This is a genomic window from Butyrivibrio sp. FCS006, assembly GCF_000424525.1.
GTDB lineage: Bacteria > Bacillota > Clostridia > Lachnospirales > Lachnospiraceae > Butyrivibrio.
The window spans coordinates 597,845-614,537 of record NZ_KE384203.1 but is presented as its reverse complement, the minus strand read 5'-3'; the positions used below and the strand labels follow the sequence as shown (position 1 = coordinate 614,537).

The window sequence follows — 16,693 nt, the reverse complement described above, 5'->3', positions numbered from 1 at the left end:
TGATTTTTCATTTTTGGGGTGGAGAAGAGTATGAAAAAAACGAGCCTGCGCAACAGACTGATCAGGGTCTTTATCTTGACGAGCATGCTCCCTATCATCATTCTGGGAGTCTTTTCCTATATAAGCATGTCGGTGACTCTTTCACGGAACACCGAGATGATGTCCAAGAGCAGCTTAAAGCAGCTGGATAACAATCTTAATATTTCCCTTGAAGCCTATGAGGATGTGCTCTACCAGCTCTACACCGATGACAACATGGTCAAGTGGGTGTTCGAGATTGACGAGGGTACCAATGAAGCTGTGGCGGTAAAACAGATGCGCCGTTTTATGAGTTCGCTCCTTTACACCAAGGACTACATCAGGGCGGTTTCGGTGATAACTCCCGGAGGAGAGCTGGTTACCTACGAGCAGATGACGCCTGCCACCTATAAAAGTTCCTGGCTTGATAATTTCAGCAAGACTCAGGAGGAACTCTATAAGGATATTGAACAGGACAACGGAGTTCACTTATATCCCACGGAGTTTGGAACCAACTTTGCCAAAAAAGATTACTACCTGTTTCACATGGCTCACAGGATCATTGATTACAAGTCCCTGACCAAGGACTGCGGAGTCGTTATCGTAAGTGTGGATGAGGATTTCCTTAAGGATATCTGCCTTAATTCCAGCGATGATACCAGGATATTTAACTTTATCGTTGATGATAAGGGACAGATTGTCACCTTCGGAGATGAGTCGGAAATTATTGGAAAGTCTGTGACGGACATGTCCGGGTCTGAGGAACAAAGAGTCTCCGACTACGATCTCTTTTTAAAGAAGAATTACCCTCAGCTGGCAAGAGAAGCGGCGGTGTTTGTGATGCATGATGAGAAGCTCTCCTGGGACGTTGTGAATGTAACAAGCCTCTCTGAGCTCACCCGTCTTCAGAGAAGGCAGCTGGTTTTGGTTGCTATCATCGGAGTTCTGGCGATGACTCTGGTTGTGCTTATGTCCACAGGTCTTTCTGCTAATCTTGTTAAGTCCGTCAACTACGTGACAGGAAGAATGAAGCAGGCAAGAAACGGAGATCTTTCGGTCCGTGCGGAAAAAGACAAAGCGATGCCGGCGGAGATTGAGACCATAGCAGATGCCTTTAACGACATGATGAAAAAACTGAACGTGGCTCTTACAAAACAGCAGGAAGCTCAAATTGCAGCGCTGGAAGCCCAGATAAATCCGCACTTTCTTTATAACACCCTGGATACCATTAACTGGATGGCTATCGATAAGGATGAGTATGACATAAGTAATGCTATAAGTGCGCTGGCCAATATTCTGCGATACGCCATTGTGAACAGCAACGGGGAAGTTACCATAAGAGATGAGATGGAATGGCTAAGGAAATACATTTATCTTCAGCAGTACAGGGTTAAGAACAGTTTTTCCTACAACGCTTTTGTGGAGCCTGATGCCCAGACGGCCATTGTGCACAAGCTCCTTTTGCAGCCCTTTATCGAGAATGCGATCAAGCATGGTTTTACTCCGGATCAGGAAGATGCAAGGCTTGGCGTCTATGTGGGCTGCAAAGATAATTTCCTTCAGATAACCATTGAGGATAACGGAAAAGGAATGGCTCCGGATATCATAGAGAAGATAAACAGCCGCGACTTTGAGACTCTGAAGGGCAATACAAACATCGGCATTAGTAACGTGGTTACAAGGCTTGAGATGTACTACGGCAATGAGGGGAAGATGAGAGCAGAGCCCGGCAGGGAAAAAGGAAGCCTTATTATTATCGAAATTCCCCTTAAGAAAAAAACAGATTAGAAAATTCATCCTTTTTAAGTTTTGTTGAGTTTTTTACTCCTTATTTATGGGAGATAATTCCATTGTAAGCAAAACTTATAATGTACCAAACAATAAGGAGGGACACATGAAAAAGAAGTTATTGGCTACAGTACTTAGCGCCGTAATGGTTATTTCCATGATGGCAGGCTGCGGAGCAGCACAGGCAGAGCAGTCGGGAGTTCAGGGAGCATCCAGAGAAACAGAGACCAAGACAGAAACAACAGCAAAAGAAGCAGATCCAATACCTGCATCCGATGAAGCTTCAGGTGATGTAACAATATGGTATTACTGGGAGACAGCAGGACATCAGGAAGCTCTTGATCACATCATTCAGGAGTTCAACAACCAGCAGTCAAACATCAAGGTTCAGGCTAAATACGTACCTTTTGCAGATTTCAAGAAACAGCTCTCCATCGGAGCTTCAGCAGGAGAACTTCCTGATATCGTAATCCTTGATAATCCGGATCACGCATCCTACGCTGCAATGGGAATCTTTGCAGATATCACAGACAGATTTGATGTAAGCAGCTACTATCCGGGACCTGTTAATTCCTGCACACTTGACGGAAAACTCTACGGTGTTCCATTCGGAAGTAACGACCTTGTTCTTTTCTACAACGAAGATATGCTTAAGGACGCAGGATGTGAAGTTCCAAAGACCTGGGATGAGCTCCTTGACGTAGCTAAGAAGACAACAAAGGGCAACGTTTACGGATTTGCACACTGCGCACTTCAGAACGAAGAGGGAACCTTCAACTTCCTTCCTTGGGTATGGTCAACAGGCCAGACATCTTATGAGATCAATTCCGAGGGCGGAATCAAGGCACTTGAGTTCGAAAAGAGTCTTGTTGAATCCGGAGCATTCCCTAAGGAAGCAATCAACTGGACACAGGGCGATACCATGAACCAGTTCATTTCAGGAAACCTTGCTATGATGATCAACGGAACATGGCAGATCCCTACAATGCGTCAGGAAGTGCCTGACCTTAACTGGAACGTTGCACCTATTCCTCAGGATAAGCAGCAGGCATCAGGACTTGGCGGTGAGAACTACGCAGTAATTGCAGGCGGCAACGAAGAAGCAGCTATCGCATTCCTTCAGTATGCAACCAGCGGAGATACATGTCTTTACATGATGGATCACATGGGATACATCTCATCAGATTCCAAGATCGCAGAGACACAGTTCAAGGGCGATGCAGTTTATCAGGTATTTGTAGATGAGATGAAGTATGCCAATGCAAGAGGACCTCTTCCTGAGTGGCCTGACATTTCAGATGCTATATCCCTTGCATTCAATAAGGTCATCACAGGTGAGAGTGCACCTGATGCTGCAGCAGCAGAAGCACAAGCAACCATTGATGGAATTCTGGGCAACTAAACCTATCCAAACCGTAATTTAAATGGATGAAAATGCTATATTTTATGCGGGCAGAGAGCTATCTCTGCCCGTACTTAATATAGTACAATTAAACAAAACGCTTCATACGAAGGGGGAAGAATGAATGAAGACCGTTGTAAACGATACATTCTGGAACAGGTATAAAGAGCTTGTAAGGACCGGAATGATACCGTATCAGTGGAAGGTATTAAACGACGATATTGATATCAAAATCGAGAAGGAAAGAAACGATGCATCGATCCCGAGTGAGAAGAGCCATGCCATCGAGAACTTTAAGATAGCTGCCGGAAGAACGAAGGGAGAGCACTATGGCTGGGTCTTCCAAGACAGCGACGTATATAAATGGCTCGAGGCAGCAGCCTACACACTTAAGAATCACTGGGATGATGATCTTAAAAAGATAACCGATGAAGTGGTGGACCTTATTGCAGATGCCCAGGAAAAGAGCGGATATCTGAACACCTACTTTACCATCATGGAGCCGGACCACAAGTACAAGCGTCTTGGAGAGAGCCATGAGCTCTACTGTGCAGGACATTTTATCGAGGCAGCAGTAGCTTACAATCAGGCAACGGGCAGTAAGAAGGCACTGGATATTGCAATTAAGCTCGCCGATCACATAGACGCATCCTTCGGACCTGAAGAAGGCAAGATCCATGGATGTGACGGACATGAGGAAGTTGAGATCGGACTCATGAGGCTATATCATCTCACCGGGGAAAAGAGATATTTGAAGCTCTCAGAGTACTTCCTGCTTCAAAGGGGACAGGACCCTGACTTTTTCAAAAGACAGTTCAGAGAAGATACAGGTAAGCCTGCAATCGGAGGTCTTTATAATGCACCTCTGACATACTTCCAGATTCACGCACCAATCCTTGAACAGGACAGCGCCGAGGGACATGCTGTAAGACTTGTCTATATGTGTACTGCTCTTGCAGATGTTGCTGCATCAACAGGCAATAAAGACCTTGAAGCAGTCTGCAGAAAGATCTGGAGAAATATAGTAGATAAAAGAATGTTTATCACGGGAGGAATCGGCTCTACGGTAAACGGGGAGTCTTTTACCCTGGACTATGACCTTCCCAACGATACCATGTACTGCGAAACCTGCGCATCAATAGGACTCATCTTCTTTGCAAGACAGATGCTGAGGCTCAGTGCAGACGGTGAGTTTGGTGATGTGATGGAAAGAGCTCTTTATAACACAGCTCTTGCAGGAATGGCATTGGATGGAAAACATTTCTTCTATGTTAATCCTCTGGAGGTTGTTCCGGAGAAGTCGGAAAAAGACCCGACAAAGAGCCATGTGAAAGTGGTGCGCCCCGACTGGCTTGGATGTGCATGCTGTCCGCCAAACCTTGCAAGACTCATCGCATCGGTTGAGGACTACATCTATTCAGACAAAGGAGACTCAGTCCTTATAAATCTGTTCATCAGATCAGAAATGGAGAAGGAATATGAAGGCGGGAAGCTGACAATTGATATTGATGCCGATTACCCGAGGGACGGAAAAATCTCTTTTGCCATAAATAATACAGGAAATAAGGCCATGAGAGTCGGCATAAGGATTCCGGGATGGTCTAAGGAAAACAGCGGCGAAGTTAACGGAGCAAAGGCTGATATAATTTCCGATAACGGCTACTGGTACATCGAGGCCGGAAGTGGAGAAACGCACGTAACACTTGAACTCGACATGACACCGAAGAGATGGTATGCAAACCCTCTTGTTTCCGAGGATGTTGATAAGGTAAGTATCGCAAGAGGACCTCAGGTGTTCTGTGCAGAAGGAGTAGATAACGGAGATAATCTGCACCTTCTCATGCTTCCTAAATCCGCTGCGCTTAAGTGCAGCTGGCAGGATGAACTTCTTGAGGGGGTAGAAGTTATAGAAGCTGACGGCCTTAGAACTGTAGCTGCAAGAGAAGGCGGACTTTATAGAACAACCAAGGCTGAAACGTCTGAGCCTGCAAAGATAAAGATGATACCGTATTACGCCTGGGCAAACAGGGGTCGCAACGAAATGCGTGTTTGGCTAAACGAGAAGGAGTAAGAGTATATGCTGAGGGTAGATGGCAACAGACTTATATATCACTATGATGCAGAGGAACTGTGGATCGAGAGCTGGGGGGAGAATGCTGTCAGAGTCCGTGCAACCAAGTATAAAGAGATGCCTGATAGCGACTGGGCTCTTTCGATACCACAAAAGGAATGCGGAGAAATAAAGCTGCTTGAGAACGGAGCGTCGCTTAAAAACGGAGCGCTTCATCTCACAATTTCAAACGGCGGCAAAATAGTCATCTGCAAGGAAGATGGCACCAGAGTCTTTGAGGAATACTGGAGAAACAGAAGAGATATAACGGATCCGAAGTGCAGCTCCATTGAGGTTGAGGGCAGAGAGTTTCAGCCTAATGTGGCGGGGGACTACCATGTGACAATGCGCTTTGAATCCCTTGACCCGGGGGAAAAGATCTACGGAATGGGGCAGTATCAGCAAAGAGAAATGGAGCTCAAGGGGTGTGACCTTGAGCTTGCTCACAGAAATTCTCAGGCAAGTGTTCCCTTTGCACTTTCATCATTGGGCTACGGAATATTGTGGAATAACCCTGCTGTGGGCAGGGCTGTCTTTGGCAAGAACATCATGAGCTTTGAGGCTTATGCTACCAAGTATATAGATTACTGGTTTGTAGTTGGAGATACCCCTGCCGAGATCGTAAATGCTTATGCGAAGGTTACGGGGACTGTGCCTGTTATGCCTGAGTACGGACTTGGTTTTTGGCAGTGCAAGTTAAGGTATCAGACTCAGGAAGAGCTTCTTGGTGTGGCGAGAAAGTATCACGAACTTGGAATTCCTCTTGATATGATCGTGTGTGATTTCTTCCATTGGCCAAAGCAGGGTGAGTGGAAGTTTGACAAGACCTACTGGCCGGAGCCTGAGGCCATGGTAAAAGAGCTAAAGGACATGGGCACAGAGCTCATGGTCTCCATATGGCCTACAGTGGACAGGGAGAGTGAGAACTTCGATGAAATGCTGGAGAAGGGATACCTGATCCGTACCGAGAGAGGCTTCAGGACAGGTCTCAATTTCATGGGTGCTACCATTCATTATGATGCAACCAATCCCGAGGCCAGGAAATATCTTTGGGATAAGGTAAAAAAGAACTATTACGACCTCGGAATAAAGACCTTCTGGCTTGATGAAGCCGAGCCTGAATACACGGTCTATGACTTCGATAACTACAGATACTTTTTGGGAACGGACCTGGAAGTAGGAAATATCTATCCTGTGGAATACGCAAGAACTTTCTACGAGGGAATGGAGAAAGAAGGCCAGGAGAATATCGTTAACCTGCTTCGCTGTGCCTGGGCAGGAAGCCAGAAATACGGTGCTTTAGTATGGTCAGGAGATATCGCTTCAAGCTTTGATACCATGAGAAACCAGCTCTCAGCAGGTCTTAACATGGGAATCGCAGGAATACCCTGGTGGACAACAGACATAGGAGGCTTCCATGGAGGAAATCCTGATGATCCTGAGTTCAGAGAGCTCTTTGCAAGATGGTTTGAGTGGGGAGCATTTCTTCCCGTTATGCGACTTCATGGTGACAGAGAACCCCGCCAGCCTCAGTATGGGCAGACGGGCGGAGCAGCATGCAGATCCGGGGCTCCCAACGAAATCTGGAGCTATGGTGAGGAAGTATTTGAGATCTGCAAAAAGTATATTGCGCTGCGTGAGTCCATGAGGGAATACATCAGAGGAATCATGCAGGAATCCCATGAAAAGGGTAGCCCGATCATGAGAACTCTCTTCTATGAATTCCCTGAGGATGAAACTGCCTGGAATGTAGAAGATGAGTACATGTTTGGAGATAAATATATGGTAGCACCCGTATTTGAATCCGGAGCAAGAAAAAGACAGGTATATCTTCCAAAGGGCTGCAGCTGGAAACGCATTGGCACTGACACGGCCATCGATGGCGGTCAGTTTATCACTGTAGATGCTCCTTTAGAAGACATGCCTGTCTATGAAAAAGTTCTTATTTGTTAATTCTTAAAATCTCTGTGTAAAGCAGAATAAGAGGTGCAACGCCCTTGGCTTCGTTCTCCACAACGGGCTCTGAGAAGTAGTACTCAAGAGATCCGTCTCTGTGCTGAGGACCGCCAAGGCCTGCCACCAGGCAGATGCCTCCAAGCTTTGGAGTTCCGTCCTCATTTCTTGAGAGGTAGGTGTTTGTAATGCCGTCAAATGCCTTCATGGCAATCTCTTCAAATCTCTTAGGAAGATATCCGAGTCTGACACCCTTTAAAAGTCCATAAGCTATAAGCGCTGTTCCTGAAGTCTCGAGGTAGTTTCGAGCGTCATCCTTTTTATCAACAACCTGATAGAACATTCCGCTCTCGTCCTGGAAAGGGATGAGGGAATCAGCAAGGTCTTTTAACATGGACTGAAGATAACGCTTCTCGTAGTACATGGACTCGTCCATTGCATCAGCGGTATCAACCAAAGCTACCGTGAACCATCCAAGGGCTCTTAGCCAGAAGTTGGGGCTAAGTCCTGTCTCCTTGTCGGCCCAGTACATTTCACGGCTTTCGTCGTATCCGTGGTAGTAAAGACCAGTCTTTGGATCCTTCATAAGAGCTTCTACATTCTTAAACTGCTTGAAGGAATCAAGACAGCCCTGCATCTTGTTGTAGCGCTTCTCGTATTCCATGTAGAAGGGTTGTGCCATGTACATGCCATCGAGCCACACCTGGTAAGGGTAGATGTTCTTGTGCCAGAAGTTACCTGCCTTGGTCCTTGGCATGGTATCCAGCTGACTTCTTGCGATATCCATGGCCTTTCTGTATTTCTCTTTTCCCGTAAGATCATAGAGTTTAAAGAGATTCTTGAAAGGATTGATATTGTCCAGATTGTATTCTTCGGTGGAGTAGGTCTTAACTGTGCCATCCTCCTGGACAAACCAGCCGATGAAGTTGTCTGCAAAATCGAGATACTTCTTGTCACCTGTCATCTCGTAGAGGGACAGTACAGCAGTGATCATGCAGCCGTCAATGTAGTTCCACTTGTTGGGCTTGCCACTGACGATTTTTTCAATGTTCCAAAAGGGATGCTCGGCGTCGGACTTCTCAAGGAGGTAGTCCACGTACTCATCCAGCATCTTAAAAGCTTCTTCCCTTGTCATAGTTTTCTCCCAATAAATTTGTCTTTTGCTATCAAAATGTAAGTGCTTACATTTTATCACATTAAGGAAAAATATGATATACTATTTTCTACGATTTTATTCGGTATAGAGGTGCTTATGAATAAGAAAAATGATCTGACAAAGAGAATGTTGGATTTTATCTACAGCGCGCCGACAGCTTATCATGTTGTGGATAATATCAGCAGAGATCTTTTAAAAAGAGGATTTACGGAGCTTTTTGAGGGCGATGCATGGAAACTCTCAGCAGGTGACTATTTTGTCCGCCGCGGAGATTCAGCAATAATCTCCTTCAGAATTCCGAAAAAGAGCTTTAAAGGCTTCCACATGATCGCAAGCCACTCTGACTCACCTTCATTCAAGATCAAGGAGAATCCAGAGATAAAGGCAGGAGCATACATTAAGCTCAACGTCGAAAAGTACGGCGGAATGCTGTGTGCTGAGTGGTTTGACAGACCACTTTCAGTTGCAGGAAGAGTGGTAGTTAATAACAAGGGCAAGGCAGAGACCAGGCTCGTCAACATAGACAGAGACCTTCTGATGCTTCCGGCGCTTGCTATCCACATGAACAGAGAAGCCAACGACGGAATGAAGTACAATGCCCAGAACGACATGCTGCCTATCTTCGGTGACGACAAGGCAGCCGAGAGCTTTTTTGCCCTGATCGCTATGGAAGCAGGGGTTAAGAAGAAAGAGGATATCCTGGGACACGACCTGTTTTTGTACAACAGAGTAAAGCCTACCTTCTGGGGAGCCAATGAGGAGTTCATCGGGGGCTCAAGGCTCGATGATCAGGAGTGCGTATTCTGCAGCTATGAAGGCTTTGTTAATTCCAAGGCAAAAGACTATGTGGCTATGCACTGCGTATTCGACAACGAAGAGGTTGGCAGCGGAACCAAGCAGGGAGCGGATTCAACCTTTCTTAAGGATACTCTTGAGAGGATCTGCGACGGACTTGGCAAGACAAGAGAGCAGTATCACATGGCTGTTGCAAACAGCTTCATGATATCAGCAGATAATGCCCACGCAGTTCATCCTAACTATATGGACAAGGCAGATCCTGTAAACAGGCCTGTCATGAACGAGGGAATTGTTATAAAGTACAACGCAAACCAGAAGTACACTACCGATGCGGTTTCTGCAGCAGAGTTCAAACTTTTGTGCAAAGAGGCTGATGTGCCTTACCAGACTTTCACAAACAGGTCTGATATGCCGGGAGGATCTACACTGGGCAACATTTCAACAGCGCAGGTTTCAGTAAATACCGTGGATATCGGTCTGGCACAGCTGGCTATGCATTCACCATATGAATCTGCAGGCAGCAGGGATCCTGAGTATCTTGCGGCAGTTTCAAAGGTCTTTTACAACAAGTAATTTAAGGGAGTTTTAAATGGGAATTTTTAGTATTTTCGGAAACAAGAAAAACGGGGAGGCTTCTGAGCAGGAAGCGGAGCAGGCACAGAGCCTAAAAAAGGCAAATGCCAAAGAGGAAGCCATCAAGGCTCATGAGGGTCTTGAGTGGCCTGTTATCGGTCGCATCAATCCTATAAATACCAAGGACAGTGAGGGTGAAAGGGCTGATGAGACCGTTTCATCTGAGAAAAAAGATGAGATCGGCGCCATGATCTATGAAGAGGAGATAGATCCCGAGTATGTTAAGGGATTATCCGGACAGGAGCTGTTATTTCTTTTGACTGCACTTGAAGTATTTAATAAGAAGGCTGCTCTTCCGGGATTTGAGAAGAATCACAGGCTTGTTTATAACGAAGTGCTCAGGAGAGTACGAGATGCTGAGTATCTCTTCGTTCTCTACGATCAGAGCACCGGCTATCCTTTCATTGAACAGGGATTTGCAAATGTTTATTTTGAGCAGGAACTTGCGGAAAAGGCAGCTGAGATCTTTAACAAACAGTTCAGAAAGGTTGCAGCAAGAAAGTGCCAGATAGAGGATCCCAATTACAAGGGCGGCGGTAAATTCGGCTTCTTTGATTATCTCTACTATATTGGAATAGAGAATCTGCTGGTGGATAACGGCGGTTATAGAGCAAGATTTAAGAGAAATGAGATCGTGGCTGCGCCCGGCGAGTGGAGCGGAGCAGAGAGAAGGCCTGAGCCTGTAAACTCAGCCCTCAACTTTGCCATGATCGATTTCCTTGAGGAAGTAAGATGGCCCGTTAAGTATGAAAAGAGAGACGACATCTTAAAGGCCAAGGAGATGAGGATGCTCTCTCTTATCAGAGGCGCTCAGCTCCTTGTTCCCACTCAGCATGAGGGACCTACGGAGGTTGATGAGAACGGCAGGATCAAGATCGGCAAGGACACCAAGCTCAAGTTCATGGTGGTCAAGACCAAGGATGATAAGCAGTTCCTTCCTGTATATACAGATCCTTTTGAGTTTGCAAAACAGGGTGTTACCAAGGACTGGAACGCCGGCGTGTTCAGATATCAGGATGTTATCCGCTTTATCCAGGATAGAGAGGGTCTTGTTATCAATCCTCTTGGCCAGAGCGTAGTTCTTACCAAGGACAGGATCATGGCCCTTGAGGTAGCAGGTAAACAGGCTGAAATGATGAGAGCCAAAAATCAGGCAGGACAGGTGGCAGCTGCATCAACAACTGATGCTGTATCAGCTGCAGTAAGCCAGGCGATGGCCGAAATGCGCAAGGAAGACAATCAATAATATGCTTGTTTGTGTGCGTATATTAGATTAAAATTGTAGTATAGTTCCGTCATCTGTTGATTTGAAATTTACATTTCAAGAAGGAGCGGCATAAATGCTAGATCGTTTAATCGGAGCAAGCCTTGTTGAACAGGGAATGATCACCAAGAGCCAGCTTGTGCAGGTTTACAAAAAACAGGAATCTGACAGAGCCAAGCTCGGTGTTATCGCGGTGTCTGAGAGGATGATGACCATAGCTCAGGCTGAGCAGGTCAACATGCTTCAGGCAACCATGGATAAGCGCTTTGGTGATATCGCTGTTGAGAAGGGATATCTTACGGAAACTCAGGTTCAGAGGCTTTTAGGACTCCAGGGCAATACATATCTGACCTTCCTTCAGTCTGTAGTGGATATGGGCATCCTGACAATGGAACAGCTTGAGAAGGTCGAGGCTGACTATCAGAGAGCCAACGGCTTTACTGAGACTGACATGGCAGTTCTAAAGAGCGGAGAGGTTGATAAAGCAGTTTCCATATTCCTTGACAATGCGGATCCTGTTTATAACGGAATGTTTGCTATGGGCCTTAAGAGCATGTACAGGTTGGTAGATAGCCATATATATGTAGGAAGAGCCTATACAGCCAGGGTAATAAACGATGAGGTTTTGGGCTACCAGAAGTTCCATGGCGACCAGCAGGCAGCAGTTGCAATTTCCGGTAAGTATGAAGATGTCAGGAAGATGGCTATCGCGTACACCAAGGAAGAATTTATCGAGACAAAGGAAGATGCCCTTGATGCAGTGTGCGAGCTTATTAACTGTATCAATGGTCTTTATGCGTCGGAGCAGAGCAGGAACGACTCCAAGATAGAGCTTGAACCACCTAATTTCTCTGTGAACTTTGCACAGGCCACCAGCGATGAGATGATCGTGATGCCTGTCTATATTGCGGGAGGAGAAATCAAATACATTATTGCAGTGTCTAAAGATATTTTGGTTGGATGAAATACAGGAGGCACGTAGATGAAGAACGTACTTATAGTAGATGATTCAAGAACTTCCAGAAGGATACTTAAAGACATTTTGGAGAGAGCCGGATATAATATTGTAGGTGAAGCTATAAACGGCAAGGAAGGTGTCGAATTCTATGCCAAGCTCCTGCCCGATATCGTAACTATGGATATCACAATGCCGGAGATGGACGGCATCGAGGCGCTTCGGCAGATAAAGAAGGATTTTCCCGATTCCAAGGTTGTCATGATAACAGCCGCAGGTCAGAAGGACAAGATGATGGAAGCTGTTAAGCTTGGCGCAACAGAGTTCGTTTCTAAGCCTTTTGTTGAGGAAACCGTAATAGAAGCTTTGGCGCACTGCGAGAAGTGATAAGGCAGAACATGAGAATATAAGCCGAGGGCTATGCTCTCGGCTAATTTTTTAATATGAAAGAAGGCAATATGAGCAGAAAGGTTTTGATAACCGGGGCATCCAGAGGAATCGGAAGGGAGATCGCAATCTCTTTTGCCAAAAACAAAGATAACCTGGTGCTGTGCTGTAAGAATAATATAGAAGATTTAAAGACCCTCGCTGTGGAGCTGACGGATACTTACGGGATCATGTGCAAGGCTGTGACCTGCGACGTGTCTGATTATAATGCGGTAAAAGAGCTCTATGACGAGGCAGGGGACGTTGATGTTATTGTTAACAACGCAGGAGTAGCGCATATAGGTCTTTTGACAGATATGGACATAGAGGACTGGAAAAGGGTTACAGGTACAAATCTGGACAGTCTCTTTTACACGACAAAGCTTTTTGCGCCGGGAATGGTGCGAGCCGGAAGCGGAAGGATAATAAATATCTCGTCGGTCTGGGGTGAGGCAGGAGCATCCTGTGAAGTCGCCTATTCAGCAAGTAAGGGCGGAGTCAATGCATTTACAAAGGCTCTGGCAAAAGAGCTTGCGCCCAGCGGAGTTTCGGTGAACGCAGTAGCCTGCGGAGTGATCGATACGGACATGAACAGAAATCACCTTACTGAGGAAGATCTTGATGCGTTATGCGAAGAAATTCCTGAGGGAAGAATGGGAGAAGCAAAAGAAGTTGCACAGCTTGTTCTCATGGTAAGCCAGGCTCCAAGCTACATGACGGGGCAGATTATTACAATTGACGGTGGATGGTTATAAAAAATACTTTACAAAATAAAATTATGTGATACAATTCAATTGTTCACAATCGAAATACAACTATTAACTATATAACAAGTATTCCCAAAGGAGGTAATACACTATGTATGATCTTATAATTATCGGTTCAGGCCCTGCAGGACTTTCAGCAGCTGTATATGCCAAGAGAGCAGGACTTAACATGCTTATCATTGAGAAGAACCCTGTCAGCGGCGGACAGATAATCGACACCTACGAGGTTGACAATTATCTTGGAATTCCAGGAGTAAACGGCTTTGATCTTGCCATGAAGTTCAGAGAGCATGCGGATAAGCTCGGCGCCGAGTTTGCAGATGCTTCTGTAACAGCTATTGAAACCGTAGATAAGGGATCAGATACAAAGGCACCTATATATAAGGTTGTAACAGATAACGGAGAGTTTGAGACACACACCATCATCCTTGCAACCGGAGCACACCACTCCAAGCTTGGAATTCCAGGCGAAGAGGAGTTCATAGGTAAGGGCGTTTCCTACTGCGCAACATGTGACGGTGCATTTTATAAGGATAAGATCACAGCAGTTAACGGCGGCGGTGATGTTGCTGTTGAGGATGCTATCTTCCTCTCAAGATTCTGCAAGAAGGTTTACCTTATTCATAGAAGAAATGAGCTCAGGGCAACCAAGATTCTTCAGGATGAGCTCTTTGCACTTCCTAACGTTGAGGTTATCTGGGACAGCGTTGTAAAAGAGATCAAGGGTCAGGATACAGTAACAGGACTTAATATAGAGAATGTTAAGGATCACTCACAGTCAGATATTACAATTGATGGAATATTTGTCGCAATAGGAATACATCCATCCACAGACCTTTTCTTAAACGTTGTAGAGTGCGACGAACAAGGATATGTAATTGCAGGTGAAGACGGTGCAACTTCCGCACCCGGCATATTTGTTGCAGGTGATTCAAGGAAGAAACGCTTAAGACAGATCGTTACTGCTGTAGCAGATGGAGCAAATGCCGTAACAAGCGTTCAGGACTTCATGGTAGGCAAGGAAAAGTGATAGTTTTCTTGACAAATCAGAAGATGTGGCGTATATTTTTAAAAGATGTAACAAATTCGTAACAATTTTGGAGGTTAGTTTTGAGAAAGCCATTTGTGCAGCTTACTGCTTTATCTATGGTAGCTGCAATGACATTTACAAACTTAAACATCACAGCATACGCTTCATCTAATAAAGTAACAAGTGTACTGCCACAGGCAGGTATTACATATGCTCTTGGAAGCAATCAGGTATCACTTTCAAATCTTCAGGAAACAGTAGAGACAGAGAAGGCAGAGGCAGAGGCTGCATCAAGTACCAGCAAGTCAGCTGCCACAACAGAAGCAATCAATTCCAGTGATACTGTAACCAATGTAACACCTCTTGCATCAACATTATCAGATAGGATTCTTTCAGATATCCAGAGCGCTACCGGCGCAGTTGTTAAGAGTGCCGGAACAGAAGAGGAGACCACGGATGAGAATTCCGAGGACGAGCTCTTTAAGACCCTTGTTATCGCCAAGGTTCACGATTATGTCAATGTTCGTGATCTTCCTTCAGAAGAGGACGGCGAGATTATCGGTAAGCTCTATGACAAGTCAGTTGGTACCTTCATCGAGGAGGACAACGGCTGGTACAAGATCAAGTCAGGATCAGTTGAAGGTTACGTTAAGGCAGAGTACTGTGTAACCGGTGATGATGCTGTAGATCTTGCCAAGGAAGTCGGAACCAGAATCGCTACTGTAACAACCACAACACTTAAGGTTAGAGGCGGAGCAAGCCTTGATGCCGAGGTGCTTGGTCTTGTTCCTATCGAGGATCAGCTCGTAGTTGAGGAAGAGCTCGACGGATGGGTTAAGGTTAGTATCGAGGAAGGTGACGGTTACGTATCAATGGATTACGTAACACTTTCCACAGAGTTCGTTAAGGCTGAGTCCAAGGCAGAAGAGGAAGCTCGTCTTGCCAAGGAGAGAGCAGCAAGAGAAGCAGCTACCAAGGCAGCTAAGGCGAACACAAAGAGTTCAAGCGAGTCAAGCGGATCAAAGAGTTACAATTCCGCAGGATCATATACAACAGCTACAAGTTCCATCGGTTCTGCAGTTGCTCAGTTTGCACAGCAGTTCGTAGGTAATCCTTATGTATACGGTGGAACATCACTTACAAACGGTGCTGACTGCTCAGGATTTGTAATGAGCGTATACCAGAACTTCGGTGTAAGTCTTCCTCATTCTTCCGGTGCCGACAGAAGCGTTGGTGCAGCGGTTGATGGACTTGCAAATGCACAGCCCGGTGATATCGTATGTTACTCAGGTCACGTTGCTATCTACATTGGTAACGGCCAGATCGTACATGCTTCTACAGCTAAGACAGGTATTAAGATCTCTAATGCAGATTACAGAACAATACTTGCTGTACGAAGGATCTTCTAAATAAGGATTAAAAGGCAGAAGCCAATGGCTTCTGTCTTTTTTATTTTCATTCCTCTCTTTTGTATTTCTCTCTTTTGCACAGAAATATAAATGTCAACATAGAAAGATAACTTTTTCTTTATAAAATTTTTAAAAGTTATCCACAATCTCGGGATAAAAAAGCGCGTTTTTTCGACTTATACACGAAGTTATCCACATTGTCCACAGAAAACGTTATCTAAAAGCTAATTTTGCACAATAGAAAGCAGTAGATATTTTTTGTGCATTTTGTACAAATGCGACTTCTTTAATTTGCTTATGTATGTGTATCAATGTTATAATGTTTTTAACACAAATATGTCCCGATTGGGCGAAGTAAAGGGGATGATTGCATGAAATTTACTATCGTTGGAAAGAACATTGATGTAACACCCGGATTAAAGGCAGCAGTTGAGGAAAAGATTGGAAAACTTGAGAAGTATTTCACTCCCGATACTAATGCGAATGTCACACTTAATGTGGACAAAGAGAGACATAAGATCGAAGTAACAATCCCTGTTAAGGGCAAGATCATCCGTGCAGAGCAGGTCAGCAATGACATGTATGTATCCATCGATCTTGTAGAGGAGGTAATCGAAAGACAACTTAAAAAGTATAAGAGCAAACTGGTTGACAAGCAGCAGGCTGAGGCCAGCAACTTCAAGAAAGAGTATATCGAGTCAGACTACATGGATGACGAGGATATCCGCATTGAGCGTATGAAGAAGTTCGATCCCAAGCCTATGTATGCTGAGGATGCCTGTGTACAGATGGAGCTTCTCGGACACAATTTCTTTGTATTTGTAAATGCCGAGACAGATCAGGTTAACGTAGTGTATAAGAGAAAAGGAAATACCTACGGACTTATAGAGCCTGAAGCTTGATATATTGCACATAGGATTCCGTTAATTAAATATCAATTCATAGATTTTTAATAAAATAGCTCCCACCCGGGAGCTATTTTTG

The 16,693-nt window shown here is 45.1% G+C and carries 13 protein-coding genes; 12 read left to right on the top strand and 1 reads right to left on the bottom strand.

Annotated features, from left to right (window positions below):
* Nucleotides 1-30 precede the first annotated feature (30 nt).
* The 4 genes from G633_RS0109940 to G633_RS0109925 all read left to right on the top strand — a co-directional run bounded on the left by G633_RS0109940 (nt 31) and on the right by G633_RS0109925 (nt 7,271).
* A complete protein-coding gene (locus tag G633_RS0109940; protein ID WP_051200096.1) occupies nt 31-1,806 on the top strand; it encodes a cache domain-containing sensor histidine kinase in 1,776 nt (591 codons plus the stop codon).
* 106 nt (nt 1,807-1,912) lie between these two features.
* Complete coding sequence (locus tag G633_RS0109935) at nt 1,913-3,208, top strand: ABC transporter substrate-binding protein (protein ID WP_026519809.1); 1,296 nt, start codon at nt 1,913-1,915, stop codon at nt 3,206-3,208.
* A 124-nt stretch (nt 3,209-3,332) separates the two neighbouring features.
* The gene (locus G633_RS0109930) at nt 3,333-5,279 is read left to right on the top strand and encodes a glycoside hydrolase family 127 protein (RefSeq protein ID WP_026519808.1); all 1,947 of its coding nucleotides are present in this window, start codon (nt 3,333-3,335) and stop codon (nt 5,277-5,279) included.
* A 6-nt stretch (nt 5,280-5,285) separates the two neighbouring features.
* The gene (locus G633_RS0109925; protein WP_026519807.1) at nt 5,286-7,271 is read left to right on the top strand and encodes a glycoside hydrolase family 31 protein; all 1,986 of its coding nucleotides are present in this window, start codon (nt 5,286-5,288) and stop codon (nt 7,269-7,271) included.
* On the opposite strand, the gene G633_RS0109920 is transcribed toward G633_RS0109925, so the two are convergent.
* The gene (locus G633_RS0109920) at nt 7,261-8,406 is read right to left on the bottom strand and encodes a glycoside hydrolase family 88/105 protein (protein WP_026519806.1); all 1,146 of its coding nucleotides are present in this window, start codon (nt 8,404-8,406) and stop codon (nt 7,261-7,263) included. The genes G633_RS0109925 and G633_RS0109920 overlap by 11 nt on opposite strands.
* Nucleotides 8,407-8,523: 117 nt before the next feature.
* Here G633_RS0109920 and G633_RS0109915 point away from each other — a divergent pair, with 117 nt between their 5' ends.
* The 8 genes from G633_RS0109915 (at nt 8,524) to hpf (ending at nt 16,611) form a co-directional block, all read left to right on the top strand.
* The gene (locus tag G633_RS0109915; protein WP_026519805.1) at nt 8,524-9,798 is read left to right on the top strand and encodes a M18 family aminopeptidase; all 1,275 of its coding nucleotides are present in this window, start codon (nt 8,524-8,526) and stop codon (nt 9,796-9,798) included.
* Between the two features lie 16 nt (nt 9,799-9,814).
* Nucleotides 9,815-11,104: an SseB family protein gene (locus tag G633_RS0109910; protein ID WP_026519804.1), complete on the top strand. Its 1,290-nt coding sequence runs from the start codon at nt 9,815-9,817 to the stop codon at nt 11,102-11,104.
* 94 nt (nt 11,105-11,198) lie between these two features.
* Nucleotides 11,199-12,086: a chemotaxis protein CheX gene (locus tag G633_RS0109905; protein WP_026519803.1), complete on the top strand. Its 888-nt coding sequence runs from the start codon at nt 11,199-11,201 to the stop codon at nt 12,084-12,086.
* Nucleotides 12,087-12,104: 18 nt separating this feature from the next.
* The gene (locus tag G633_RS0109900) at nt 12,105-12,464 is read left to right on the top strand and encodes a response regulator (protein ID WP_026519802.1); all 360 of its coding nucleotides are present in this window, start codon (nt 12,105-12,107) and stop codon (nt 12,462-12,464) included.
* Nucleotides 12,465-12,535: 71 nt separating this feature from the next.
* Nucleotides 12,536-13,258, top strand: coding sequence for an elongation factor P 5-aminopentanone reductase (ymfI, locus tag G633_RS0109895; RefSeq protein ID WP_026519801.1), 723 nt, complete (start codon nt 12,536-12,538; stop codon nt 13,256-13,258).
* Between the two features lie 103 nt (nt 13,259-13,361).
* Nucleotides 13,362-14,300: a thioredoxin-disulfide reductase gene (gene trxB, locus G633_RS0109890; RefSeq protein WP_026519800.1), complete on the top strand. Its 939-nt coding sequence runs from the start codon at nt 13,362-13,364 to the stop codon at nt 14,298-14,300.
* A gap of 80 nt (nt 14,301-14,380) precedes the next feature.
* A complete protein-coding gene (locus tag G633_RS0109885) occupies nt 14,381-15,709 on the top strand; it encodes a C40 family peptidase (RefSeq protein WP_026519799.1) in 1,329 nt (442 codons plus the stop codon).
* 371 nt (nt 15,710-16,080) lie between these two features.
* Nucleotides 16,081-16,611 carry a ribosome hibernation-promoting factor, HPF/YfiA family gene (hpf, locus tag G633_RS0109880; RefSeq protein WP_022769661.1) on the top strand — a complete coding sequence of 177 codons (531 nt, stop codon included), beginning with the start codon at nt 16,081-16,083 and terminating at the stop codon, nt 16,609-16,611.
* The last annotated feature ends 82 nt before the right edge of the window (nt 16,612-16,693 follow it).